At 73.8% G+C, this 25199-nt stretch carries 24 protein-coding genes and 1 tRNA gene; 17 read left to right on the forward strand and 8 right to left on the reverse strand.

Annotation, left to right across the window (positions count from 1 at the left end):
• Positions 1–79 precede the first annotated feature (79 nt).
• A complete protein-coding gene (locus FJQ57_RS01850) occupies positions 80–1039 on the reverse strand; it encodes a UbiA family prenyltransferase (RefSeq protein WP_139977545.1) in 960 nt (319 codons plus the stop codon).
• A gap of 199 nt (positions 1040–1238) precedes the next feature.
• Here FJQ57_RS01850 and FJQ57_RS01855 point away from each other — a divergent pair, with 199 nt between their 5' ends.
• Positions 1239–1724 (forward strand): CarD family transcriptional regulator, encoded by a 486-nt coding sequence (locus tag FJQ57_RS01855; protein WP_139977546.1) that lies wholly within the window; start codon positions 1239–1241, stop codon positions 1722–1724.
• 69 nt (positions 1725–1793) lie between these two features.
• Positions 1794–2360 carry a 2-C-methyl-D-erythritol 4-phosphate cytidylyltransferase gene (locus FJQ57_RS01860; RefSeq protein ID WP_246081541.1) on the forward strand — a complete coding sequence of 189 codons (567 nt, stop codon included), beginning with the start codon at positions 1794–1796 and terminating at the stop codon, positions 2358–2360.
• Here FJQ57_RS01860 and FJQ57_RS01865 read toward each other — a convergent pair.
• Positions 2313–3002, reverse strand: a complete 690-nt coding sequence (locus tag FJQ57_RS01865) for an IspD/TarI family cytidylyltransferase (RefSeq protein WP_139977547.1) — start codon at positions 3000–3002, stop codon at positions 2313–2315. The genes FJQ57_RS01860 and FJQ57_RS01865 overlap by 48 nt on opposite strands.
• 80 nt (positions 3003–3082) lie before the next feature.
• Here FJQ57_RS01865 and FJQ57_RS01870 point away from each other — a divergent pair, with 80 nt between their 5' ends.
• A complete protein-coding gene (locus tag FJQ57_RS01870; RefSeq protein ID WP_139977548.1) occupies positions 3083–3340 on the forward strand; it encodes a hypothetical protein in 258 nt (85 codons plus the stop codon).
• Positions 3341–3404: 64 nt separating this feature from the next.
• Entirely contained in the window at positions 3405–3767 is a 363-nt protein-coding gene (gene nirD, locus FJQ57_RS01875) for a nitrite reductase small subunit NirD (protein WP_139977549.1), read from the forward strand.
• Between the two features lie 19 nt (positions 3768–3786).
• Here the strand turns inward: nirD and ispF are convergent, their stop codons facing one another.
• A complete protein-coding gene (gene ispF / locus FJQ57_RS01880; protein ID WP_281284214.1) occupies positions 3787–4308 on the reverse strand; it encodes a 2-C-methyl-D-erythritol 2,4-cyclodiphosphate synthase in 522 nt (173 codons plus the stop codon).
• 32 nt (positions 4309–4340) lie between these two features.
• Between ispF and FJQ57_RS01885 the strand changes: the two genes are divergently transcribed.
• The gene (locus tag FJQ57_RS01885) at positions 4341–5861 is read left to right on the forward strand and encodes a molybdopterin-dependent oxidoreductase (RefSeq protein WP_139977550.1); all 1521 of its coding nucleotides are present in this window, start codon (positions 4341–4343) and stop codon (positions 5859–5861) included.
• A gap of 40 nt (positions 5862–5901) precedes the next feature.
• On the opposite strand, the gene FJQ57_RS01890 is transcribed toward FJQ57_RS01885, so the two are convergent.
• On the reverse strand, positions 5902–7200 hold the full coding sequence (locus tag FJQ57_RS01890) for a C39 family peptidase (protein ID WP_139977551.1): 1299 nt from the start codon (positions 7198–7200) through the stop codon (positions 5902–5904).
• Between the two features lie 103 nt (positions 7201–7303).
• Here FJQ57_RS01890 and cysS point away from each other — a divergent pair, with 103 nt between their 5' ends.
• The 8 genes from cysS to FJQ57_RS01930 all read left to right on the forward strand — a co-directional run bounded on the left by cysS (position 7304) and on the right by FJQ57_RS01930 (position 17503).
• Positions 7304–8710: a cysteine--tRNA ligase gene (gene cysS / locus FJQ57_RS01895; RefSeq protein ID WP_139977552.1), complete on the forward strand. Its 1407-nt coding sequence runs from the start codon at positions 7304–7306 to the stop codon at positions 8708–8710.
• A complete protein-coding gene (gene rlmB / locus FJQ57_RS01900; RefSeq protein ID WP_139977553.1) occupies positions 8700–9662 on the forward strand; it encodes a 23S rRNA (guanosine(2251)-2'-O)-methyltransferase RlmB in 963 nt (320 codons plus the stop codon). Before cysS ends, rlmB begins: the two co-directional genes overlap by 11 nt.
• Before the next feature lie 388 nt (positions 9663–10050).
• On the forward strand, positions 10051–11565 hold the full coding sequence (locus FJQ57_RS01905; protein ID WP_139977554.1) for an ABC transporter substrate-binding protein: 1515 nt from the start codon (positions 10051–10053) through the stop codon (positions 11563–11565).
• An 18-nt stretch (positions 11566–11583) separates the two neighbouring features.
• Positions 11584–13605, forward strand: coding sequence for a branched-chain amino acid ABC transporter permease (locus tag FJQ57_RS01910; RefSeq protein ID WP_139977555.1), 2022 nt, complete (start codon positions 11584–11586; stop codon positions 13603–13605).
• Complete coding sequence (locus FJQ57_RS01915; protein ID WP_139977556.1) at positions 13586–14392, forward strand: ABC transporter ATP-binding protein; 807 nt, start codon at positions 13586–13588, stop codon at positions 14390–14392. Before FJQ57_RS01910 ends, FJQ57_RS01915 begins: the two co-directional genes overlap by 20 nt.
• Entirely contained in the window at positions 14389–15096 is a 708-nt protein-coding gene (locus FJQ57_RS01920; RefSeq protein ID WP_139977557.1) for an ABC transporter ATP-binding protein, read from the forward strand. The genes FJQ57_RS01915 and FJQ57_RS01920 overlap by 4 nt, the downstream gene beginning before the upstream one ends.
• Positions 15093–16910 (forward strand): hypothetical protein, encoded by a 1818-nt coding sequence (locus tag FJQ57_RS01925; RefSeq protein ID WP_139977558.1) that lies wholly within the window; start codon positions 15093–15095, stop codon positions 16908–16910. Before FJQ57_RS01920 ends, FJQ57_RS01925 begins: the two co-directional genes overlap by 4 nt.
• Positions 16907–17503 (forward strand): hypothetical protein, encoded by a 597-nt coding sequence (locus tag FJQ57_RS01930; protein WP_139977559.1) that lies wholly within the window; start codon positions 16907–16909, stop codon positions 17501–17503. Before FJQ57_RS01925 ends, FJQ57_RS01930 begins: the two co-directional genes overlap by 4 nt.
• Before the next feature lie 196 nt (positions 17504–17699).
• Here FJQ57_RS01930 and FJQ57_RS01935 read toward each other — a convergent pair whose 3' ends face one another.
• Together FJQ57_RS01935 and soxR are read right to left on the reverse strand one after the other, a co-directional pair.
• Entirely contained in the window at positions 17700–18944 is a 1245-nt protein-coding gene (locus tag FJQ57_RS01935) for a DUF4032 domain-containing protein (protein ID WP_139977560.1), read from the reverse strand.
• Positions 18945–18948: 4 nt separating this feature from the next.
• A complete protein-coding gene (soxR, locus tag FJQ57_RS01940) occupies positions 18949–19377 on the reverse strand; it encodes a redox-sensitive transcriptional activator SoxR (RefSeq protein WP_139977561.1) in 429 nt (142 codons plus the stop codon).
• Positions 19378–19453: 76 nt separating this feature from the next.
• Between soxR and FJQ57_RS01945 the strand changes: the two genes are divergently transcribed.
• Positions 19454–19526, forward strand: a tRNA-Thr gene (locus tag FJQ57_RS01945).
• Positions 19527–19546: 20 nt separating this feature from the next.
• Here the strand turns inward: FJQ57_RS01945 and pdxY are convergent.
• Positions 19547–20395, reverse strand: a complete 849-nt coding sequence (pdxY, locus tag FJQ57_RS01950) for a pyridoxal kinase PdxY (RefSeq protein ID WP_139977562.1) — start codon at positions 20393–20395, stop codon at positions 19547–19549.
• A 97-nt stretch (positions 20396–20492) separates the two neighbouring features.
• Between pdxY and FJQ57_RS01955 the strand changes: the two genes are divergently transcribed.
• Genes FJQ57_RS01955 through FJQ57_RS01965 form a run of 3 tightly spaced genes read left to right on the forward strand, consistent with a single transcriptional unit; the run spans position 20493 to position 24278 of the window.
• The gene (locus FJQ57_RS01955) at positions 20493–22157 is read left to right on the forward strand and encodes a GMC family oxidoreductase (RefSeq protein ID WP_139977563.1); all 1665 of its coding nucleotides are present in this window, start codon (positions 20493–20495) and stop codon (positions 22155–22157) included.
• 1 nt (position 22158) lies between these two features.
• On the forward strand, positions 22159–23748 hold the full coding sequence (locus tag FJQ57_RS01960) for a succinic semialdehyde dehydrogenase (RefSeq protein WP_139977564.1): 1590 nt from the start codon (positions 22159–22161) through the stop codon (positions 23746–23748).
• Positions 23749–23786: 38 nt separating this feature from the next.
• Positions 23787–24278, forward strand: a complete 492-nt coding sequence (locus tag FJQ57_RS01965; protein ID WP_139977565.1) for a cupin domain-containing protein — start codon at positions 23787–23789, stop codon at positions 24276–24278.
• Positions 24279–24291: 13 nt separating this feature from the next.
• Here the strand turns inward: FJQ57_RS01965 and FJQ57_RS01970 are convergent, their stop codons facing one another.
• The gene (locus FJQ57_RS01970; RefSeq protein WP_139977566.1) at positions 24292–25161 is read right to left on the reverse strand and encodes an NAD(P)-dependent oxidoreductase; all 870 of its coding nucleotides are present in this window, start codon (positions 25159–25161) and stop codon (positions 24292–24294) included.
• Positions 25162–25199 lie beyond the last annotated feature (38 nt).

A 25199-nucleotide genomic window follows, 5' to 3' on the forward strand; every position in this document is an offset into this window, starting at 1 on the left:
CCTAGTCGGGAGCGGCCCCGCCCGGACGGGCGGTCCCGGGGCCGGCGGGGTGCCGTCGGTCACGGCCACCCGCGGTCCGTCAGGCGCGCAGGCCGGTGCTGCCGCCCACCACGACGATCGCGGCCAGCACCACCACGACGTACGCCGCCGCGACGGCCAGCAGGCGGGAGGCGCCGAGCCTGCGGCCCAGCACGAGGGGCAGGTAGGTCCACCCGTCGGCGTCGTCGGCCACGAGCCCCCAGATCGAGCGGACGACGTGGACCCCCACCCCCAGCAGGGCGAAGAGGACCACCATCACCGGCTCGGGCGGGGCGCCCTCGGCGGCACCACCCCAGCCGCCGTGCGAGAGGTAGGGCACCCACAGCGCGAACTGCGCGGCCCAGGACAGGAACGAGAGCGTGCCGCGGCGCAGCACGACGTTGCCCACCAGGCCCGCAGCGAGCGAGCCGAGGAACCAGGCGCCGGCCGTGACGCCGGTGCTGATGGACAGCGGCACGAGCAGCAGCAGCGCCAGCACGACGGCGTACCAGGTGCTGCCGGGCTGGAGGCGGCCGTCGGCCACCGGCTTGCGGGGGGTCCGGTGGCGACGGTCGCGGTCGCGGTCGACGACGTCGTTGTGCCAGCCCAGGACGGCCTGGCCGACCAGTCCGGTCGCGGCGACGACGGCCGCCTCGCGCAGCGGCCGGTCGGTGGCCAGCGCGGTGAGGCCGAGGAACACGCCGACGGCGAGCGCCTGACGAGGGTGGGCGGCCTGCAGCAGGGCGTAGGTCTGGGACTCGCGCACGACCCGGGGGAGCCGGGACGGGCGGGCCGCGGGGGCGGTGGCGCCGGGGTCGGCCGGCCCGACCTCGACGACCTCGGCGACCTCGGCGACCTCGGTGGCCGTGGTCGTGCCGCCCGCCGTCCTCGCCTCGACCGCGGTGTCCTCGGACGTCTCCGCGGTGGCCGGGGGAGCGGTGGCCGGACGGCCCTCGACGGTGTCGTGCTCGGGCTCGGGCGCGGGGGTCCCGCGCTTGCCTGGACGCCGGATGCCAACCATGCCCAGCAGTATCGACCACGACCCGGCGAGGGGGGTCGCGAACCCGTCGAGAGGCCCCTCGTGAGACCTGGGCCACCACACAACTCGGCGTCTGTCAACCCCGACCGGAGCGGCCACTGGGCCTCTGACCTGCACAAACGCTGTCTGGGCCCCCCGCGGGCCGTGTTACGATAGGGGCCTAGGAAGGGGTCAACCACATATGACTTTCACCGTCGGCGAAACGGTCGTCTATCCCAATCACGGGGCCGCCGTCATCGAGGACATCGAGACGCGCAAGATCAAGGGGGAGGACCGGCAGTACCTCGTCCTTCGGATCGTGGCCCAGCAAGACCTGGTCGTACGCGTCCCCGCGTGCAACCTCGACCTCGTCGGGGTCCGCGACGTCGTCGACAAGGAGGGCCTCGACCGCGTGTTCGACGTCCTGCGTGCCGAGCACGTCGAGGAGCCGACCAACTGGTCGCGTCGCTACAAGGCCAACCTCGAGAAGCTGCACAGCGGCGACGTCATGAAGGTCGCCGAGGTCGTGCGCGACCTGTGGCGCCGCGAGCGTGACCGCGGCCTGTCGGCCGGCGAGAAGCGCATGCTGGCCAAGGCCCGCCAGATCCTCGTCTCCGAGCTCGCGCTCGCCGAGCACACCAACGAGGACAAGGCCGAGACCATCCTCGACGAGGTCCTGGCCTCCTGATCGAGTTCCGTCACGACGACCCCGGCTCCGGCCGGGGTCGTCGCGGTTTCAGGTCCTAGGCTGGCCCGCGTGCACGACGACGAGCTCGACGAACCCCCGGACGCCCTCGGCGCGGTGCTGACCGACGACCGCGGGTCGCTGCCGTTCCTGCTGGTGCACGGCGAGGCGCTCGCCGCCGCCGCCGCGTGGGCGCTCGGCGAGGCGGGAGTGACCCTCGTCGACCTGACCGTGTCGTGGGAGTCGCTGCGCGAGGCCGGGGAGCCGCTCGTCCTGCACGACAGCCTGTGCCCGCTCACCCCGCCGACGTTCATCGCCGCCTGCGTCGGCCAGGCGGTCGCCGACGACGTCGTGGTGGTCGGCACCCGGCCGGTGACCGACACGGTCAAGCTGGTCGACGACGGGTACGTCGGCGCGACGGTCGACCGCGACGGCCTCCGCCACGTGTGCTCCCCGGTCGTGCTCCCGGCCCGGGTCGTGGCGGCGCTGCCCGCGCTCGCGTCGAACGACCTGGCGGCGCTGGTCACCGCCCTGCGGGCCGAGGGGATCGCGGTCGTGGAGGTCGAGGCGCCCGAGACGGCGGCGCGGGTCTCAGGACCCGACGACGTCCGCGTCCTGGAGGCGCTCGGCGAGCGCTAGGTCGTGCGGCCAGGTCACCTTGAGGTTGACCGGCGAGCTGGTCACGGCCACCACCCGCACCTCCGGGCGGTAGCGCTCGAGGCACGCCGCGGTGTCGGTGCCCCCGAACCCGTCGCGCGCCGCGGCGTCGTAGGCCGCGAGGAGGGGGCCGGCCGCGAAGGCCTGCGGGGTCTGCACGCCGACCCCGTCGCGCAGCACGCCGTCGGGCCCGAGCAGCGGCGGCAGCGGCACGACCGGGATCGCCCCTCCGTGCTCGCGGGCGACGGCCAGCACGGCGGAGAACAGCGCGGGCGAGGCCAGTGGGCGCGCGCCGTCGTGGACCGCGACCACGTCGACCTCGCCGGACTCGACGTCGGCGCGGAGGGCCTCGAGGGCGGCCTGCTCGGACTCGTGCCGGCTCGCCCCGCCGACGACGACCCGCACCTCGCGGTCGCCGAGGTGCGGTGCCAGCGCGGCGCCGACGGCGTCCTGCTCCCCGTCGCGGACCACCACGACCAGCCGGGACACCTCGGCCAGGCCGAGGGCGGTGCGCACCGACCAGGCCAGGACCGGCAGGCCGGCCAGCGGCAGCAGCACCTTGTTGACCCCGGCCCCGACCCGGGTCCCCGACCCCGCGCCCAGGACCACCACCGCCGCCGACATGGCCGCGAGTGTGCCAGTCGGCTCCCGCGGCCGTGCGCCAGCACTGTTGAACGCGTTCAGAAATGTGGCACGATGCGGGGGTGCCACCCCGTCGCCCCGCCCCGGCCGTCGAGCCGCTCGGCTACCTCGCCGCCGGTCTCGGGGTCCTGACGCTGCTCCTGGGCCTGTCCTACCTGCTCACGCCGCTCGCGCTGCCCCCCGCCCTGCTCGGCACGTTCCTGGGGCTGCTGTGCCGCGGGATGGAGGAAGCCCGCACCCTCGGCAACCTGGCCCTCGCGCTGTGCGCGCTGGGCGTGGGTGCCGGTCTGCTGCTGGTCTTCTCCGGTGCCTACGGCTGAGGATTTACACGGCTGTCACACGGCGAAACCCGCCCGTGCGCGGCGCCGACCTAGCGTCCCGGACATGACGCCTCGGTCGTCCTCTCGGGAGGAGTGGCACCCCGTCTGCCGGATCGCGGACCTCGAGGTCGACCGCGGGGTCGCGGCCCTGGTGCACGGGCAGTCGGTCGCGATCTTCCGCTCCGCCGCCGACGAGGTCTACGCGCTCGGCAACCACGACCCCTTCGCCAAGGCCTCGATGATCGCCCGCGGCATCGTCGGGGTGCGCCACGGCGTGCCGTTCGTGGCCTCGCCGTTGCACAAGCACGCCTTCGACCTGCGCACCGGGCGCTGCCTGGAGGACGCCCACGTCGGCGTCCCGGCGTACGACGTCAAGGTGGTCGACGGGGTCGTGCTGGTCGGCCACCGCAAGGCTGCCGCGGCCTGACCCGGCCGGCCGCGGCGGATCAGCGGGCGAGGGGGACGACGAGGGCGGTGGCGATGGCGGCCGCGCCCTCCCCGCGGCCGGTGAGGCCGAGGCCGTCGGTGGTGGTGGCGGCGACGGAGACCGGGGCGCCCACGGCGGCGGACAGGGCGGCCTCGGCCTCGGCGCGGCGAGCACCCAGGCGGGGGCGGACGGCGACGACCTGGACGGCGACGTTGCCCACGGCCCACCCGGCCTCGCGAACCCGGCGTGCGGTCTCGGCCAGCAGCGCGACCCCGGCCGCGCCGGCCCACTCCGGCTCGGAGGTGCCGAAGTTGGACCCGAGGTCGCCGAGGCCGGCGGCGGAGAGGAGGGCGTCGCAGGCCGCGTGGGCGGCGACGTCGGCGTCGGAGTGCCCCTCCAGCCCCTGGGGCTCGTCGGGGAAGGCGAGGCCGGCCAGGTGCATCGGCACCCCGTCGGCGTACCGGTGGACGTCGACGCCGATCCCCGTGCGGGGCAGGCCGGGCGGGAGCCCGGGCGGGGGCGGGGGAGCCGCGGAGGTCACCGCCCGATCATGCCTGAGCAACAATGGCCGCCATGAAGAGGTCTGGGGTCGCCTGGGCGCTGGCCGGGGTGGTCGCCGGACTGGCCGGCATCGCGGTCGACTACGCGCTGGCGTCGCTGTGGAACCAGCAGCACGCGCTGGCCGCCGTCGCCGGGCTCGTCCGCGACACCGTGCCCGGCCCGCTGGAGAACTGGGGCCGGGAGAACAACGGCAAGGCCATCACGATCCCGATCGGCCTCGCGCTCGTGGTGGTCCTCTTCGCCGTCGTCGGCCGGGCCACGCGCCGGTTCTGGTGGGCCCCCGTCGCCGGGTACGGCGTCGTCGCGCTGCTCGGCACCCTCGCGGTCCTCGACGCGACCGCCGGCCAGCTGCCGCAGCTGGTCGCCCTGGGTGCCGGGTACGCCGTCTCGGTCGTCGCCATGACCACGACCGGCGAGCGGCTGCGACGCGTGCAGGACCTCGACGACGAGCAGGCGGTGACCCCGCTCGGCCGCACCCGCCGTCGTGACTTCCTCACCATCGTCGGGGTGGTCGCCGCGGTCGCGGGCGTCTCGACCGTCGTCGGACGGTTCGCCGGCCGGGGCCGCCGCGCGGTGCAGGACGAGCGGGCCATCGCCCGGCTCCCCGTGACCTCCCCCTCCGTGCCGCAGGGCGCCCGGGTCGACGCCCGCGGCGTGCGGCCGTGGATGACGCCCGTCGAGGAGTTCTACCTCATCGACACCTCGTTCTCCCGGCCCCGCGTGCTCGCCCGCGACTGGCAGCTGCGCATCCACGGCCTGGTCGACGCGGAGATCACCCTGACCTTCGACGACCTGCTGCAGCGCGAGGTCACCGAGGACTGGATCACCCTCAACTGCGTCTCCAACGAGGTCGGCGGCGGCCTCATCGGCAACGCGTGGTGGAGCGGCGTCCGGCTCGCCCCGCTCCTCGCCGAGGCGGGTGTGCAGGACGGCGCCGACTGCGTCCTGCAGACCTCGGTCGACGGCTGGGACTGCAGCACCCCGCTGGCCGCGCTCACCGACGACCGCAACGCGATGCTGGCCGTCGCGATGAACGGCGAGGCCCTGACCATCGAGCACGGCTACCCGGTCCGCACCATCGTCCCCGGCCTCTACGGCTACGTCTCCGGCACCAAGTGGGTCGTCGACATGGAGGTGACCCGGTTCGCCGACGTCGAGGCCTACTGGACCCAGCGGGGCTGGGGCGAGATGGGTCCGGTCAAGATCGCCTCGCGCGTCGACGTGCCGGCAGAGGGGGCCGAGCTGCCGGCCGGCGAGGTCGTCGTGGCGGGCTCGGCGTGGATGCAGCACACCGGGATCGAGGGCGTCGAGGTGCAGGTCGACGGCGGTCCGTGGACCGCGGCCGAGCTCGGCACCGTGCCCGACGCCGACACGTGGGTGCAGTGGCGCGCCACCGCCGACCTCGCCGCGGGGGAGCACACGGTGACCGTCCGCGCGGTCCAGGCCGGCGGCGAGGTGCAGACCAGCGCCGTCGCCGACGTCCTGCCCGACGGGGCGACCGGGCTGCACTCGGTCACCTTCACCACCTCGTGATCGGCGCCTGACCACCGCGTGACCGGCGCCTGACCGGCGGTCACCAGGTGCCGGGGGAGCCCTTCGGCAGCGGGTGCGCGCTGTCGCGGATGACGTAGACCAGGCCGCCCGAGCGGGTCAGCCACGCCTTCTCCAGCTGCGCCCGGTCGTAGGTGCGGCGCACGCCGGACCGGGTCGTGGCCGCCGGGTCGTTGACCACGACGTCGCCCGTCGCGGTGAACCCGACGATGACGAGCAGGTGGCCCGCGGTGGAGGAGATCGGGGCGCCGTCGAGCTCCCCGCGGGCGAAGGTGACCGAGGCGACCAGCGGGATGCCGGCCTTGATGAACCGCTCGGCCTCGCGCAGCGACCGCAACCGGGTCACGAACGCCTTGCCGGCCAGCGGCGCGGCGTACGCGGTGTTGAAGGGCCAGTTGCCGGTGCCGCGGTAGGCGTGGTCGTAGGTCTGGCGGGCGGCGTAGTCGACGAAGGGGTCGGTGTGCCCCTGCGGCACCCAGTTGTACGACGCCGGGCGCGGCAGCCTGCCGTAGTAGCCGAGCACCATCGAGGTCGACGTGGGCGAGCACCACGCCTCGCCACCGCTGCCCCACTGCGGGTAGTGGCCGCGGTGGATCATCTGGGAGTACCGCGGCACGTCGAGCACGACGCCGCGGGCCACGCCCGGCGCCGAGACCGGCGGGGCCGTCGCGGGCAGGGCGGAGGCGACGGCGCCGACGGCGTCGATGGACGGACGGGCGGTGGTGCCGGCCTTGCGGGCCAGGACGACCCGCACCTGCCAGGAGCGGAGCCCGGGCGCGCTCCAGGTGTCGGTGTCGACCGAGGTGCCGTCGTCGGACTGGCCGCTCTGGGTCGTCCGCTTGGTGAAGCTGTCCCACAGCGCCCAGCGCGCCATCAGGTCCCACGAGGTCGTGCGGCCCGCGGCGTCGCGGCCGCGCACCCGCACCTCGATGAAGCTGTCCTTCGGCGTGGTGGCCGACCACGACGGGATGAGCTGGGTGAACGCGAAGCCCGGCGTGACCCACGGGGAGTCCCAGCGGGAGGTCTCGTAGCGCGTACCGCCCTGGGTCTTGGTGCCGGTCGCGCGGCCGAAGGTCGCTCGCCCGCCGGCCACGGTGGCGCCGATCGAGCGGCCCGTGGCGAGCTCGGCGGTGGAGTCCCACTGCCGGAACGCGATCGGACGGCTCGCCGCGGCCACGGCCTCGAGGTCGTCGCCGTCGGCGGGACGCGAGGACGTCGGGCCGGTCGTCACCGCGGCAACGTAGCCCAGCCCCAGCGCGGCCGGGGCGAGGGCACCCAGGAGCGTGCGGCGGGACAGGGACCGGGAGGGGGGAAGGCTCACCGAGCCACGGTACGTCACATCCGCACCATCCGTCACAGGGTCCGCCGGGGTGGCCGGACCGCTCCGATCTGACGGGACCGGCCGCGGTCAATAGACTCCGACGGTGGCACTCAGGCTCTACGACACCGCGACGCGCGAGGTCCGCGACTTCGTCCCCCTCGAGGAGGGGAAGGCGGGCATCTACGTCTGCGGCCTGACCGTGCAGTCCGAGCCCCACGTCGGCCACGTGCGCTCGGCGGTCAACTTCGACGTGCTGCGGCGCTGGCTCGCCCACACCGGGTACGACGTCACCTTCATCCGCAACGTCACCGACATCGACGACAAGATCCTGGCCAAGGCGGCCGAGCAGGGCCGGCCCTGGTTCAACCTGGCCTACGCCATGCACGGCGAGCTGACCCGCGCGCTGGCCTCGATCAACGTGCTGCCGCCGACCTACGAGCCCGGCGCGACCGGCCACGTGCCGGAGATGCTCGAGATGATCGAGCGGCTCGTCGAGCGCGGCCACGCCTACGCCGCCGAGGACGGCTCGGGCGACGTCTACTTCGACGTGCGGTCGTGGCCGTCGTACGGCGAGCTGACCGGGCAGGCCGTCGACGACATGGAGCCCGCCGAGGACGCCGACCCGCGCGGCAAGCGCGACCCCCGCGACTTCGCCCTGTGGAAGGGCTGGAAGAAGGACAGCGAGCCCGAGACGGCGGCCTGGCCCTCGCCGTACGGTCCTGGTCGGCCGGGGTGGCACATCGAGTGCTCGGCCATGGCCGGCAAGTACCTCGGCCCCGCCTTCGACATCCACGGCGGCGGCGTCGACCTGCGCTTCCCCCACCACGAGAACGAGCAGGCGCAGTCGCGCGCCGCCGGGCACCCGTTCGCGTCGTACTGGCTGCACAACGCGTGGATCACCACCGCCGGCGAGAAGATGAGCAAGTCGCTCGGCAACTCCCTGCAGGTGCCCAAGGTGCTCGAGCGCGTCCGCGGCGTCGAGCTGCGGTTCTACATGGTCAGCGCCCACTACCGCAGCCACGTCGAGTTCAGCTTCGAGGCGCTCGACGAGGCGGCGGTCGGGTTCCGGCGCATCGAGACCTTCCTCGACCGGGCCGCGGCCGACGGGCCCGTCGCGGTCGGCGAGGTGCCCGCGGCGTTCGCCGCCGCGATGGACGACGACCTCGGCACGCCCGCGGCGGTGGCGGTGCTCTTCGACACCGTGCGCGAGGGCAACCGCACCGACGACGCGGCCGAGCGGGCGACGTCCGCCGGGCAGGTGCGGGCCATGCTCGGCGTGCTCGGCCTCGACCCGGCCGACCCCGCCTGGGGCCCGCAGGTCGCCGACGACGCGGCGCTGGTCGCCGCCGTCGACGCCCTCGTCGCCGGGCTGCTCGAGCAGCGGGCGGAGGCACGCGCGGCCAAGGACTTCGCGCGCGCCGACGCCATCCGAGACCAGATCAAGGCGGCCGGCATCGTGGTGGAGGACACCCCTGCCGGCCCGAGGTGGAGCGTGGACGATGGCCGGTAACTCCCAGCGACGCGGCTCGGTCCGCAAGACCGCCAAGAAGCCCGCCGCGGGCTCCGGCGGGCGGGTCAAGCGCGGTCTCGAGGGCAAGGGGCCGACCCCCAAGGCCAAGGACCGCGAGTACCACAAGGCGCACCAGGCCGACGCGGCCAAGAAGCGTGCGTCGGCGCGGACGTCCAAGGGCGGCCCGCGCCGCAAGGGCACCGACGCCGAGTGGATCGCCGGGCGCAACCCGGTCGTCGAGGCGCTGCGCGAGGGCGTCCCGATCAGCGCGCTGTACGTCGCCGAGGGCGCCGAGCGCGACGGTCGGCTCCGCGAGGCCTTCCGGCTGGCCCAGGACAAGGGCATCAGCCTGCTCGAGGTCAGCAAGGGCGAGCTCGACCGCAACACCAACGGCGCGGTCCACCAGGGCCTCGCCGCCCGCATCCCGCCGTACGAGTACGCCGACCCGTTCGACCTCGTCGACCTCGCGGCCCAGAACGCCGAGAAGCCGCTCATCGTCGTCCTCGACTCCATCACCGACCCGCGCAACCTCGGCGCGATCATCCGCAGCGCGTCGGGCCTCGGCGCCCACGGCGTCGTCATCCCGGAGCGGCGCGCCGCCGGCATGACCGCCTCGGCCTGGAAGACCAGCGCCGGCGCCGCGGCCCGCATCCCGGTCGCCCAGACGGTCAACCTCACGCGCCAGCTCAAGGAGTACCAGGACGAGGGCATGACCGTCGTCGGCCTCGCCGCCGACGGCGACCTCAGCCTCCCCGAGCTCGTCGCCGACGCCGACCTCGCCCGCGGCCCCCTCGTCGTGGTCGTCGGCGCGGAGGGCGACGGCCTCGGCCGCCTGGTCTCCGAGACCTGCGACCACCTCGTCTCGATCCCGATGGTCAGCTCGCTGGAGTCCCTCAACGCCGGCGTTGCCGCCTCCATCTGCCTCTACGCGATCAGCCAGGCCCGCGCCTGACGGCGACCGCACGCCGTTGACGAGGCTGCGCCAGCTCGTCCGGGACGACACGGTGGTCGAGGAGGTTGCGCTGGCAACCGTCTCGAGACCATGAGACCGCAGCCGGTCGACGGTCTCGAGACAGGCGCCCGGGCGCCTTCCTCGGCCACCGTGCGGCCCGGTCACGGAGGGTGAGGGCACGGTGGTCGAGGAGGTTGCGCTGGCAACCGTCTCGAGACCACGTCGCCGCACGCGAGGCGTCCCGGGCTCAGACGGCTCACCCCTGCGGACGGGATCGGGGATGAGACGCGACATTTGTCCGTGACCCCCGTCACCTTTAGCCTCGGGTCTCGTTACGAAACTAGTACCTGTTCTAGTTTTCGCGAGAACGCCATCCTCCGGAGGTCCCGTGGTCACCCCGCAGCGTCGCACCCACGCCCCGCTCGTCCTGCTCGTCGCGCTGGTGCTCGTGCTCACCGCATGCGGTTCCAACCTCGACCCCGACCAGGTGGCCGAGGCCCAGGGGGGTGCGGGCGGGACGGGCTCGGGTGGGTCCGGCCTGGCCGCCAACGGCGGTGACCCCGCGGCCGTCGACGGCTCCGGGGGGACGGTCACCGACCCCGGCACCACCGGCGGCGCGGGCACCACCGGCGGCACGACCGGGACGACCGGCACGTCCGGCACGAGCGGCGGCGGGGCCACGACCGACGGCGGCGGGGGCACGGCCCCGGCCGGCGGTGGTGGCGGCGAGGCGCCGACCAAGCCGCCGGTGGACACCAAGGGCATCGACTGCAGCGGGTTCAAGAACGGGCCCGGCGTCACCGACTCGACCATCACCATCGGCAACTCCTCCGACATCGGCGGCCCGGTGCCGGGGCTGTTCGCCACGGCCCGCGACGCCACCGCGGCGTTCACGGCCTACTTCAACGCCTCCGTGCCCGACGGCATCTGCGGGCGCAAGCTCGCGCTGAAGATGTACGACTCCCGTGCCGACGCCGCGGCCGACCAGCAGAACTACGCCGCGGCCTGCAACGAGGTCTTCGCCATGGTCGGCTCGCAGTCGGCGTTCGACCTCGGCGGCGCCAAGACCGCCCAGGGCTGCGGCCTGCCCGACATCCGCGCCGGCGCGGTGACCTTCGAGCGCAACGCCTGCACGACCTGCTTCGCGGCCCAGTCGGTCAACACCAACTTCTTCGAGAACGCCGTGCCCGACTTCATCAAGAAGACCTACCCCGGCGCGGAGAAGAAGGCCGCGATGTTCTACACCGACGCCGGCGCCGCCGCCCAGAACGGCCAGTCGCAGGTGCGGGCGATGGAGGCCCGCGGCATGGACTTCAAGATCGTCCAGGGCATCGGGATCACCGAGTTCAACTACGCGCCGTACGTCGCCCGGCTCAAGAGCGAGGGCATCGAGGCCGTCTTCTTCATCACCGAGTACAGCTACTCGCTGAAGATGCGGCAGGCCATGCAGCAGCAGGGCTACACGCCGCGGGTCTACATGCGCGACCCCACCGACTACAACCCGCAGTTCGTCCAGAAGGGCGGCTCCGCGGTCGACGGCACGATCGTCTACACCAACTACGTCCCCTACGAGGAGAAGAACGCCGAGTCCGACCTGTACGAGCAGTGGCTCAACCAGGTCAAGCCCGGCACCCCGCCGCTGTTCTTCGGCACCTTCGCCTGGTCGGCCGCCCGCCTGTTCGTCGAGCTCGCGGCCAAGCTCGGGGGCAAGCTGACGCGGGAGTCGCTCGTCGCCGAGCTGCGCAAGGTGGACGACTGGACCGCCCAGGGCATGCACGCCCCGCAGCCGGTCGGGTCGAAGGGCACCGGCGAGTGCTGGCGGTTCATCCAGCTCAAGGGCGGCCGCTGGAACCCGGTCGGCGGCACCAAGTTCACCTGCGCCGGCCTGACGCGGGCCAGCTGAGCGCGCCGGAGCCGACCTGTGGAGACCTTCCTCGCCCTCGCCATCCCCGGGCTGTTCACCGGGGCGGCGTACGCCATCGCCGCCAGCGGCCTGGTGCTGACCTACACCACGACCCGGGTGTTCAACATCGCCCACGGCGCGTTCGGCATGGTGCTGTCGTTCGTGTTCTGGGACCTCTCGGTCCGCCAGGGCTGGGACCCGCTCCTCGCGCTGGTCGTGGTCATCCTCGTCATCGCACCGCTCATCGGGTTCGTCGTGCAGCGGCTCATCACCCGGGGCCTCGGCAACGCCCCGGTCAGCGTCTCGCTCGTCGTGACCGTCGGCATGTTCGTCGGCCTGGTCGGCCTGGCCCAGCAGCGCTGGCCCGAGGACCGGGTCGAGGTCGACGCGCCGCGCTTCGTCGAGCCGTTCTGGCTGACCTTCGCCGACGGCGACGGGGTGCCGGGGTGGCAGATCGGCGGCACCACGATCACCGGCCACCAGCTCATCACCATCCTGGCCTCGATCGCCGTCGCGGCCGCCCTCTACCTGCTGCTGACCCGCACCCGCATCGGCACCGCCATGCGGGCCTCGGTCGACAACCCCGACCTGCTCCGGCTCTTCGGCGGCAAGCCCGACGACGCCGCCGCGCTGGCCTGGATGATCGGCATGTCGCTGGCCGCGCTGACCGGCATCCTCATGGTCTCCGTCGTCGGCCTGAGCTACGTCGACCTCACCCTGCTCGTCGTCAACGCCTACGCCGCGGCGCTGGTCGGCCGGCTCAAGAGCCTGCCCATGACGTTCGTCGGCGCCATGGTGATCGGCGTCGTCGAGGCGCTCGTCGCGGGCTACTCCGTCGACAACGAGCTGCTGGCCACGATCAAGCCCGCCGTCGTCCCGCTGGTGCTGTTCGTGGTGATCGTGGCCATGCCGCAGGCCCAGCTGCGCATCGGCCAGGTCAAGGGCATGGTCTCCGCGCCGGTCCCGACCGTCCCCCGGATGGGGGTCTCCGCGGGCGCCGTCCTGCTCGTGACCGCGATGGTCGTGGCCACGGGCAGCGAGGTGACGCTGCTGCGGCTCGGCACAGCGGCGACGTTCGCGATCGTGATGCTCTCCCTCGTCCTGCTCACCGGGTACGGCGGCCACGTCTCGCTCGCGCAGCTGACCTTCGCCGGTGTTGGGGCCCTGGCCTACGCCAAGCTCGGCGAGCCCAACCTGCTCGGGCTCGGCGTCGCCGTCCTCGTCGCAGCCGCGGTCGGCGCGCTCGTGGCCCTCCCGGTGCTCCGGCTCACCGGCCTCTACCTCGCGCTGGCCACGCTGGCCTTCGCCGTCGTGATGGAGAAGATCGTGTTCAAGAACGACACGATCGGCTTCGGGACCGGCGGCGCGGTCGAGGCCCAGCGGCTCTCGATCCTCGGCTACCGGTTCGAGTCCACCGGCTCCTACGTCTTCGTCATGGTCGCGTTGTTCCTGCTCGTGGGCGTCGCGGTGCTGCTGGTCCGGCGCGGCGTCGTCGGCCGGATGCTCATCGCGATGCGCGACAGCCCGGCCGCGTGCGGCACGCTCGGCCTCGACCTGCGGTGGTTCCGGGTCGGGCTGTTCGCCGCCTCCGCCGGCATCGCCGGCCTGGCCGGCGCCCTCCTCGCCGGCCTGCGCGGGGTCATCGGCGACACCGACTTCGTCTTCTTCAACAGCCTGCCCCTGCTGCTGCTCGCGGTCGTCTTCGGCATCACCTCGGTCACCGGCGCCACCCTCGGCGGCATCGGGCTGATGCTGCTGCCGGTGCTGCAGGCCGAGTCCGTGGGCGGGGTGCCGCTGGGTGGCGTGATGTTCATGGTCATCGGCCTCGGCGCCGTGCTCGCCGGGCGCGACCCCAACGGCTTGTCCAGCTACCTCTTCCGCGGCGGCCGCTGGGTCGAGCAGCGGCTGCGCACCCGGCTCTCCGCGAGCCTGCCGCAGCTGCCGCCGGCCGGGGCGGACGACGTACACGAGGACGCCGAAGAGCCGGTCGCGGCTCCCGCACGAGTGGAGGTGGGTCCCGGTGTCCCTGCTCGAGGTTGACGACGTCGTCGTCCAGTTCGGGGGCGTGACCGCGGTCGACCACGCCTCGTTCACCGCCGAGGCCGGCCAGGTCACCGGCCTCATCGGCCCCAACGGCGCCGGCAAGACCACCTGCTTCAACGTCATCAGCGGCCTGCAGCGACCCACGCAGGGCCACGTGCGGCTCGACGGACGCGACATCACCCGGATGCCGGTGCACCGCCGCTCCAAGCGCGGCATGGGCCGGACCTTCCAGCGGCTGGAGGCGTTCGGCTCGCTGACCGTGCGCGAGAACGTCCAGGTCGCCCTCGACATCCACCGCGGCCTCGCCGGCCGGCTCCGCACGGTGGGCCGGCCCGCCCGCCGGCAGCGCGCCGACATCGACGCGCTGCTGGAGCGGGTCGGCGTCGCGGCGTACGCCGACGACCGGGCCGACTCGGTGCCGACCGGTGCCGCGCGGCTGCTCGAGCTGGCCCGCTGCCTGGCCGCGGAGCCGACGCTGCTGCTGCTCGACGAGCCGTCCTCGGGCCTCGACGAGACCGAGACCGACGACTTCGGCGACCTGCTCCGCGAGCTGGCCGCCGAGGGCACCGCCATCGTCATGGTCGAGCACGACATGGACCTCGTGATGGGCGTGTGCGACACGATCCGCGTCCTCGACTTCGGCGAGGTCATCGCGATCGGCGACCCCGCCGCGATCCGCAGCGACCCGCGGGTGCAGCAGGCCTACCTCGGCTACAGCGACGAGACCGCGCCCGCCGACGGTGTCGACGAGACCCCCACCACGGTGCTGGAGGTGACGCGGTGAGCGTCCCGATCCTCGAGGTCTGCGACCTCACCGCCGCCTACGGCCGCATCGAGGTGCTCCGCGGCGTCGACCTGACCGTGCCCCGCGGCGCGGTCGTCGCGCTGCTCGGCCCCAACGGCGCCGGCAAGTCGACGCTGGTCCAGTGCATCTCCGGGCAGAAGGAGCCCACCGGCGGTGACATCCACCTGGCCGGCGTCAACGTCCGGCGGGCCGCGCCCGAGGACCTCGCCCGGGTCGGGCTGTGCACCGTGCCCGAGGGCCGCTCGGTCTTCCCCAACCTCACGGTGGAGGAGAACCTCCAGCTCATGTCGTACGCCGGCGTGCCGGCCGCGGCCGTCTTCGAGACCGCCTACACCTACTTCCCCCGCCTGGCCGAGCGTCGCAAGCAGCTCGCCGGCACCATGTCGGGCGGCGAGCAGCAGATGCTCGCCATGTCGCGGGCCCTGGCCTCCGACCCGGCCCTGCTGCTGCTCGACGAGCTCTCGATGGGCCTGGCCCCGCTCATCGTCGAGGAGCTCTACGACACCGTCGCCCGGATCGCCGAGACCGGCGTCTCGATCCTGTGCATCGAGCAGTTCGCCCGCACCGCGCTGCGGGTCTCCGACTACGCCGCCGTCATGGTCGGCGGGCGGGTCGTCGCCACCGGCGAGCCCGACGAGGTCCTCGAGTCCATGTCCGACGTCATCCTGGGAGGTGCCGCATGAGCGCGCACGCCGACCGCCCCCACCGGTCCCCGGCCGGGCGCCACCGCCTGCCGGCGGCACCCCGCTCCGGTCGGCCCGGCCCGACCGTCGCCGGCGAGCGGCTGGCCGCGCACCGGCGCACCACCGGGCGGCTGCTCGCCGGGTCGATCGCCCTCGCGCTGACCGGGGCCACGCTCGCCCTGGCCGCGCCCGGGCAGGCCGCCCCCGACGAGAAGCCGAAGGGCGGGGCCGGCTTCGCGGGCTACAGCGCCAGCGCCTCGGCCAGTCCGGTCAAGGTCGAGATCTACGAGCCGACCATCCCGCTGCCCGCGAGCCCGCAGGCCGAGCTGTCGATCGGCTACACCTCGGTCCTCGCCGACTCCTCCAGCACCGCCGCCCGGTCGTCGTACCTCTGGCCCGGCGGGCCGGTCGGCGAGGGCTTCAAGACCATCGCCGACCAGCTCGGCCTGCCGCCGCAGATCGGTCAGACCGGCTACCCGATCCAGGTCAACGCGATCTTCCCCGGCGGCCCCGCGACCGACGCCGACGAGCCGGCGCCCGGCGCGGTCCAGCGCGCCACGGCCTCGGAGAAGACCACCCGGGCCGACACGGGGTTCTCCGCCGACGGCGACGTCGGCGGGGACGACGCGCCAGCCGAGGGTGAGGGCGGCGGCGGGCCGCTGCCCGGGCTCCCGGGCCTGCCCGGGCTCCCGGGACTCCCGGGCCTCTCGGGACTCCCGGGCCTCTCCGCGCTGCCCGGCCTCGCCGGCCTGGCCGGCGGCTCGTCCGGCGCGTCGGCACCCGAGGCCGCCGCACCGGCGGCCGCGCCGGCGCTGCCCGAGCCGCTCTCGACGCTCGTCGACCTCGGTGGCGCGAGCTCGACCTCCCGCTCCGACCTCGTCGACGCCACCGGCAAGGACCCGAAGAAGGTCACCAGCCGCGCCCGCTCGATCCTCGGTAACGCCTCGCTGCTGGGCGGGCTGCTGAGGGTCGAGGGCGTCCGCACCGTGGCCGACACCTCCTCCGACGGCGCCGAGGCCACCGCGACCGGCTCGGCGACGTACGGCGAGCTGACGGCGTTCGGCCAGACCTTCGCCTTCGGCCCCGACGGGTTCACCGCCACCTCCGCGCCGCCCGTCAAGCTGCCCGGCCTGCCCGACAACGGCGCCGCGCTGCTCGCGCGGCTCGGCGTCACGGTGAGCGTGCCCGAGCCCGTCCGCGAGGTGGAGGGCGCGGCCGCCACGAGCACCTCGCCCGGGCTCGTCGTCGAGATCGACGTGACGGCCCTGCGCAAGCAGCTCGGACCCGTGCTCGGCGTGCTCGACACCGTCGTCGGGACCCTGCCCGACCAGCTCGGCCAGCTCAAGAGCCTGGTGCAGGCCGTCTCCCTGCTCTCGCCGCGCATCGTCCTCCAGCTCGGCGCCGCCACCGCGACCGTGCAGACCTCGCAGGGCGTCCCGCCGCCGACCACCGAGCCGCCCGCCGACGATCCCGCGCCCGCCGACGACGACAAGGGCGGAGCCGCAGCCGGAGCCGGTGCGGGCACCGGCGCCGGCGCACCCCCTGCCTCGAGCCCCGTCTCCGACCCCGTGGCCGCGGCCCCCGCGTCGGGCTCGCCGACGACCGAGGCGGTCCAGCCGCTGTCCTCCGAACCCGTCCCGGGGCTCCCGCCGCTGTTCTCCATCCCCGGCCTGCTGCTGTACGGCGGCCTCCTCGGCGCCGCCGTCGCCGGCTTCTTCACCCGCCGGCTCGGCCTGATGGCCCTCGGCGGCGTCGGCTCCTGCGCCCACGGCCTCGACTCCGGACTGCCCGACCTGCGAAAGGTGCGCCCATGACCACCACCCCGACCTCGCCGGCCCCCGAGCGCGCCAGCGGCTCCCGGATGGGCGCCGCCGCCCCGCTGCCCCGCGCCGGCGGGCGCAGCGGCGGTGCCGGCGGCGCCGGCGGCAACGGCGTCGCACCCGTGCGCGGCAGCGCGGCGCTGCTGCAGACCGTGCTGTTCTGGGCCGGCGCCATCTTGATGCCGCTCGGCATCGTGGTGATCCTGCTCGGCTACTACGGCGTCGCCAACTCCGTCTACGACTACGAGCGCGAGGCCTACCAGGTCTCCGGCGGCTTCCTCGGCCTCGGCCTGACCTTCCTCGGGGGCTTCCTGTACTTCGGCGCCTGGCTGGCCAAGATCGCCGCCGACAACAACGCCGCCTCCCGCCGCCTCGCCGACACCCTCCTCGTCCTCGCCGACGTCACCTCCAAGGCCGCCGCCACCATGGACCCCGTGGGCGACGTCGACAGCCTCCCCGTCACCGCCGGCGACGGTGCCACCCTGCACCGCCGCGACTGCTCCCTCATCGCCCACCGCGACGACCTGCACCCCGCCGGCGCCCGGACGGGGTTGCAGGCGTGCCGGGTCTGCAGGCCTGCTGTCTGACCGGTCCGGGCGGGGTGGGCTGCGCGCGGTGGCTGGCGGTGTCGCCCGGATCCGCCCGAGCGCCGGGGAGCGTGCTGGTGCTGCAACTCCGTGTTCGGTGCACTACCCCTGCGGTAGACCGCAGGGGTAGTGCACTGGACACGGAGTTACAGCCCGGGGTCGGGCCCCACGCGTCACAGCAGCCCCACGCGCCGAGTCAGCGGCCGTCGAGGTCCGCGTCGGCCAGGTCGTCGTCGAGGGCCGTGACGACGGCGGACTCCTCGGGCTTGCGGGGGAGCTGGGTGTCGACGTAGTCGCGGGCGGCGTCGTGGATGGGGACCTCGTGGCCGGCGCGCTCGGAGAGGTACCAGCGGTGCACCAGCACCTCGTGGAACATCTCCGCCGCCTCCAGCTTGCCGCGGGCCTCGGGCGGGACCATCGCGGTGATGGGCTCGTAGATCTCGGTGAGCCAGCGGTGGGCGACGAGGGTGCGGTCCTCCCGACCCAGGTCGTGGTGGGCGGTGAAGGAGGCGAGGTCGTTGAGCAGGCGCCGGGCCTGGCCGTCCTCGACGTTGAGCCCGGTCAGCGCCTGCAGCTCGCGGCAGTGGTGGCCGAGCTCGACCACCTTGGGCTGGATGTGCACGGTGTCGCCGTCGATGTCGGTGACGATCTCGAGCTCCTCGACGTCGAACCCGAGGTCGTTGAGCCGCTCGATGCGCTGCTCGATGCGCCAGATCTCGTCGGCGTCGAACTCCTCGACCCCGGTGAGCTCGCCCCACAGCGCCTCGTAGCGCTCCTCGAGCAGCTCCACGATCTCGTGGGCGGCGACCTGGTGGTCCAGGGACTCGCTGGCCTGGAGGTCGAGCAGCTCGGCGAAGACGTTCTCGGTGGCGATGGTGACGTCGTGGCGGCGCATGCCCTCAGACAGCTCGGGCCGCAGCTCACCGGTCTCGGCGTCGACGAGGTAGGCCGCGAACCCGCCCGCGTTGCGGCGGAACAGCACGTTGGACAGCGACACGTCGCCCCAGAAGAAGCCGGCCAGGTGCAGGCGCACCAGCAGCACCACGATCGCGTCGACCAGCGACGGCAGGTTCTCGGCGCTCATGCCGTGGGCGAAGAGGCTGCGGTAGGGCAGGGAGAACTGCAGGTGCTCGGTCAGCAGGGTGCTGGGCAGCGGCTGTCCCGACCGGTCGGTGCGCCCGGTGACCACCCCCTGCGGCACCACCGCGGGGAGGCCGAGGCGCTGCAGGTCGCGCAGGAGGCGGTACTCGCGGAACGCGATCTCCTCGACCGTCTCCTTGACGGCGTACACCCGGTCGCGCAGGCGCACGATGCGCACCACGTGGCGCGACAGGCCCCGGGGGAGCGGGATGACGTGCTCGGTCCACTCCTCCAGCGGCTGCGCCCACGGCAGGGTGAGCAGCGCGGGGTCGGGCCGGTTGGCGACCACCTTGAGGGCCATGGCGTCAGGGTTCCAGCAGGACGGCGCCGGGTCCACGCCCGGCGAGCTCGTCGCCCGGGTTGGTCAGCGCGCAGGCCGTGAGGCTGAGGCAGCCGCAGCCGATGCAGCCGTCCAGGTCGTCGCGCAGCCGCTCGATGCGGCGGATCTGGTCGTCGAGCCGCGGGCGCCAGGTGCGGCTCAGGCGCTGCCAGTCGGCCCGCGTCGGCGTACGGCGCGCGGGCAGCTCGTCGAGCGCGCTGCGGATCTCCTCCAGCGTGAGCCCCACCCGCTGCGCCGTGCGCACGAAGGCCACCCGCCGCAGCGTGGCCTGGGCGTAGCGGCGCTGGTTGCCGGTGGTGCGCTCGGAGGTGATCAGGCCCCGCTCCTCGTAGAACCGCAACGCGCTGTGGGCCACCCCGGAGCGCTCGGCCAGCTGCCCGATGGTCAGCGTCATGGGGTCAGTCTCACCCCGGTCCGGGCAGCCGTCGAGCGCGCGCGGCGCAGGCCCCCTACGATGGCCGCGCCACCTCGCCGGTGTAGCTCAGTTGGTAGAGCGCCTTACTTGTAATAAGGATGTCGCGGGTTCGACTCCTGTCACCGGCTCCGTACGCCGACCGCCGACCTCACAGCGGCCGCGCCACGAACCGCGGCGGCGGGTCGGCGATCGCGTCCTGCGCGGCGACCAGCGCGATCTCTCGGGTGCCGGCGGCGATCGTGGCCTCGAGGACGGCGTACACCGCGGAGGTGGTGAGCTCGAGCGCGCGCGCCGGGGAGCCGGTCGTGCGCAGGTGGGCGAGGTAGAGCGCGGCGGTGACGTCGCCGCAGCCGTTGGGGTTGATCGGCAGCAGCGGGGTGGTGACGGCCCACGCGCCGGCGTCGGAGACGGCGACGACGTCGAGGGTGCCGGGCTCGGAGCCGTCGTGCAGCACCGAGGTGACCAGCACGTCGCGGGGGCCGGTGGCGCGCACGACCTCGACCGCCTCCAGCACCTCGGCCAGCGTGGTCGACCGCCGCCCGGACAGGAAGTCGAGCTCGAAGTGGTTGGGCGTGACCACGTCGGCGGCGGGCACGACCTGGTCGCGCATGAACTCCGGGATGCCGGGCTTGACGAACATCCCGCGGCCGACGTCGCCCATCACCGGGTCGCAGCAGTAGACGGCGCCGGGGTTGAGCTCCTTGACCCGGGCGACGGTGTCGAGCACGACGGCACCGACGGCCGGGTCGCCCTGGTAGCCCGAGAGCACGGCGTCGGCCTCCCCGAGCACGCCCCGGTCGTCGATGCCGGCGATCACCTCGCGCACGTCGGCCGGGTCGAGGAGCGGGCCGCGCCACGCGCCGTACCCGGTGTGGTTGGAGAAGTGCACCGTCAGCACCGGCCAGACCTCGTGCCCGAGGCGCTGCAACGGGAAGACGGCGGCGGAGTTGCCGACGTGCCCGTAGGCGACGGAGGACTGGATCGACAGGATCTTCACGACAGCCATCCTCGCGCCGACGAACCCGTGACGGGAAAACTAGAACGCGTTACAGTTGCCGCCGACCGGGCACCAGCGAGCGAGGGCAGGCGGGCACATGGCGGGCAGGGCTGGCAGCAAGAGGCCGCAGTACGACGACGAGGCCGACTACGTGGTCGTGGGCTCGGGCAGCGCGGGGGCGGCCGTCGCCGGTCGGCTCGCCGAGGCCGGCGCCAGCGTGATCCTCGTCGAGGCGGGCAAGAGCGACGAGCAGTTCCTGACCAGGAAGCCCGGGATGATCGGCCCGATGCACGCCGTCCCCGAGATCAAGCGGCTGGTCGACTGGGGCTACTACTCCGTGCCGCAGAAGCACATGCTCGACCGGAAGATGCCCGTCCCGCGCGGCAAGGTCGTCGGCGGGTCGAGCTCGATCAACGGCATGGTCTACGTCCGCGGCAACCGCGCCAACTTCGACTCCTGGGCCGCCGAGGGCAACACCGGCTGGGACGCCGACAGCGTCAACGCGGCCTACAAGCGCATGGAGGACTACGAGGGCGGGGAGGACGCCTTCCGCGGCGAGGGCGGACCCATCCGGATCACCCGCAACAAGATGCCGCAGGAGGGGTCGCTGCAGTTCCTGCAGGCCACCGCCGACGTCACCGGCTGCGAGGTGCTCGACGACTACAACGGCGCCACGCAGGAGGGCGTCAGCCGGATGCAGCAGAACGCCGCCGACGGCCTGCGCTACAGCGCCTCCCGCGGCTACCTGCACCACCTGCTCGCCGGCCGACCCCACCACCTGCAGCTGCGCAGCCAGGCGCTGGCCACCAGGGTCGTCATCGAGGGTGGTCGGGCCACCGGCGTCGAGATCCGCGACCTGAGCCGACGCGGGCGTGGCGAGCGCACGGTCCTGCGGGCGGGCAAGGAGGTCGTGCTGGCCGCCGGGTTCGTCGGCTCGGCCCAGCTGCTGATGCTCTCGGGCGTCGGCCACGCCCAGCACCTCAAGGACCACGGCATCAAGGTCGTGGCCGACCTGCCGGTGGGCGACAACCTGCACGACCACCTCTTCCACGCGCTGACCTTCCACGTCACGACGTCGAGGATGCGGGGCAACGCCCGCTTCTTCGCCCAGGGCGTGGCCAAGGAGGTCGCCCGGCCGGGCTCGACGTTCCTGGCCAACTCGGTCTTCGAGGTGCTGGCCTTCCTCAAGACCTCCCAGGCCGCCGACGTCCCCGACCTGCAGCTGCACCTGCTGCCGTGGTCCTACGTCTCGCCCAACCAGGACGCCCCGATCCGCCACGACGTCGACCCGCGGGCCGCGCTGACGGTGCTGACCACGCTGATCTACCCCAAGAGCCGCGGCACCCTGCGCCTGGCCTCGGCCGACCCGACGGCCACGCCGCTCATCGACCCCGGCTACCTCGCCGAGCCGTCCGACCTCGAGGTGCTCGCCGAGGGCAGCGAGCTGGTGCGCGAGATCATGGGCGCCCCGGCCTTCGGCGGGGCGGTCAAGGAGGAGATCCACCCGGGCGCCGGCGTACGCGGCCAGGAGCTGCGCGACGCGATCCTCGACCGGGCCACGTCGGTCTACCATGGCGTCGGCACCTGCCGGATGGGCGTCGACGAGCTCGCCGTGGTCGACCCTCAGCTGCGGGTGCGCGGCGTCGAGGGCCTGCGCGTGTGCGACGCCTCGATCATGCCGTCGATCACCGGCGGCAACACCAACGCGCCCGCGATCATGATCGGCGAGCGCGGCGCCGACCTGTTGCTCGGGAGGGCCTGAGATGACCGCCACCGACCACACCGCCCGTACGACGGCGCCGCGGCGCCCCGCATCGGTGACCGACGCGCTGCTCGACCGCCTCGTGGCCCGGGTGCCCTCGACGGCCGGCGGCACGTGGAAGCTGACCGAGGTCTACACCGGCGAGGTGCTCGTCGAGCTGCCGCAGTCGACGCCGGCCGACATCGAGCGGGCCTTCGTGGAGGCCCGCCGTGCCCAGGCCGAGTGGTCGCAGTGGCCGCTGGCCAAGCGGCTGAAGGTGATGAAGAAGGCGCACGCGCTCTTCGTCCGCAACGCCCAGCTCACCGCCGACCTGATCCAGGTCGAGAGCGGCAAGAACCGGCGGATGGCCATCGAGGAGACCTGCGACCCGCCGATGGTGCTCAGCCACTACATCAAGCACGCCCCGCGGCTGCTGGCGCCGGTGAAGAAGGGCGGACCGGTCCCGTTCCTGACCACCTCCACCGCGATCCGGCAGCCGAAGGGCGTCGTCGGCGTCATCGCGCCGTGGAACTTCCCCTTCGCCACCGGCATCTCCGACGCCGTCACCGCCCTCATCGCCGGCAACGCGGTGGTCCTCAAGCCCGACAACAAGACGGCGCTCTCGCCGCTGTGGGGCATCGAGATGCTGGAGGAGGCGGGGCTGCCCAAGGGCCTGTTCCAGGTCGTCTGCGGCGAGGGCCCCGACGTCGGGCCGACGCTGATCGACAACGCCAACTACGTCATGTTCACCGGCTCGACCGCCACCGGCCGGGTCATCGGGGAGCGCGCCGGGCGCAACCTCATCGGCTGCTGCCTCGAGCTCGGCGGCAAGAACCCCATGGTCGTGCTCGAGGACGCCGACCTCGACGAGGTCGTCGAGGGGGCCGTGTTCGGGGTCTTCGGCAACACCGGCCAGATCTGCATGCACATCGAGCGGATCTACCTGCCCGAGTCGCGCTACGACGAGTTCCGCGACAAGTTCGTCGCCCGGGCGCAGGGGCTCGACGTGCGCGCGGCGTACGACTTCGGGCCGGAGATGGGCTCGCTCGTCTCGCCCGACCACATGGAGCGGGTGCGCGCCCACGTCGAGGACGCGGTGGCGCAGGGCGCCATCGTGCTCGCCGGCGGTCGGCCCCGCCCCGACCTCGGGCCGGCGTTCTTCGAGCCGACGATCCTCGAGGGCGTCACCAAGGACATGCTGTGCGGCGCGACCGAGACCTTCGGACCGGTCGTCGCGCTGCACCGCTACCGCAGCGTCGACGAGGCCGTCGACCTGGCCAACGACACCGACTACGGCCTCAACGCCTCGGTCTGGGGCACCGACGTCGCCGCCGCCGAGGCCGTCGCCCGCCGCATCCAGGCCGGCAACGTCAACGTCAACGACATCCTGGCCACGGCCTTCGCCTCCAAGGGCACGCCCTCGGGCGGGGTCAAGCAGTCGGGCGTCGGCGCCCGCCACGGCGACCAGGGCCTGACCAAGTACACCGACGTGCAGAACCTCGCGGTGCTGAAGAAGCAGGTCATGGGACCACGGCCCGGCCAGTCCTACGAGGAGTACGTCAAGGGCATGCTCGCGGGGCTCACCATGATGCGGAGGACGCGCATCCGCTGACCCTGTCGACGGCCCGCGGGCCGACCTAGGGTGGCGACATGTCGCTGCCGCTGCACCGGCCCTACCCGCCCGACCGCTACCGCGGCTCCACCGGTGAGGTCTCGGCGTGGCTGCGCCGCGACGACGTGCCCGCCGAACTCTCCTTCCGCGCGGGCGGCACCTGTGAGTACCTCGCCACCGGCGACCGCACCGACGGCAAGCTCGGGGTCTACCGCTGGACCTTCGGCGAGGACGAGTCGGGTCCCGACGCGCACTTCCACCGGGCGATCTCCGAGCAGTTCTACGTGCTCTCCGGCGAGGTCAGCCTGTACGACGGCCGCGCGTGGGTCACCGCGCGGCCCGGTGACTTCCTCTACGTCCCCGAGGGCGGCCTGCACGGCTTCCGCGGCGGCGGTGGAGCCTCGATGCTGCTGACCTTCGCTCCCGGCGGCCCGCGCGAGGACTACTTCGAGACCCTCGCCCGCGGCGAGGAGATGAGCGAGGAGCAGCGGGCGGAGTTCATGGTGCGGCACGACACCTACTGGGTCTGACCCTGGCCGGTCCCTACGCCTCGAACGCCGTGCGCACGGCGGCCATGTCGGCCGCGCCGTGCCCGGCCTCGGAGGCCCGGTCGAACGCGCCGCGCACGGCCCGCAGCAGCTCGTCGGGGAAGCCCGCGCCGCCGGCCGCCTCGACCATGAGACCAAGGTCCTTGCGGACGCCGTCGAGGGCGAAGGAGACCGGGCCGTCGACGTCGTCGCCGCCGAGCATGGCCGCGCCCTTCAGGTGGGCGTACGGCGTGTCGACGGCGCCGCCCCCGATCGCGTCGAGGAAGAGGCCGGGGTCGACGCCGAGGGCGCGGGCCAGGCCGAGGGCCTGGGCGGTGCCGGCGGTGAGGAGCGCGACCCAGGAGTTGCAGGCGAGCTTGAGGGCGCTGGCCTGGCCCACGTCGGGGCCGGCGTCGACGACCCGGGAACCCATGGCGTCGAGGGCGGGACCGGCGGCGTCGACCAGCGCCGACGGGCCGGAGGCCAGCACGACGAGCGCGCCGTCCTCCGCGGGCTTGCGGGTGCCCAGCACCGGCGCGTCGACGAGCCGGTCGGACCGCTCGCCGATGCGGCGCGCGCCGTCGGGGCCGACGGTGGTGGCCTGCAGCCAGACCGCCCCCGGGTCGAGCGCCCCGACGAGCTCGTCGGCGACCTCGAGCACGCTGTCGGCGTCGTACAGCATGGTGACGACGACCTCGGCACCCTCGACGGCCTCGGCCACCGACGCCGCTGCGCGTACGCCGCCGGGCTGGTCGGCCAGGTCGGCGGCGAGGGCCTCGGCCTTGGTGGCGGTGCGGTTCCACACCGCGACGTCGTGGCCCTCCCGGGCGAGCGAACGCGCCATGCCGGCGCCCATGATCCCGGTCCCGAGCACTGCTGTCCTCATGCGGCCAGCCTGCCAGCGGCCGACGGGCCGGACCCCCG

It is taken from the genome of Nocardioides litoris (assembly GCF_006346315.1).
Taxonomy (GTDB): domain Bacteria; phylum Actinomycetota; class Actinomycetes; order Propionibacteriales; family Nocardioidaceae; genus Nocardioides; species Nocardioides litoris.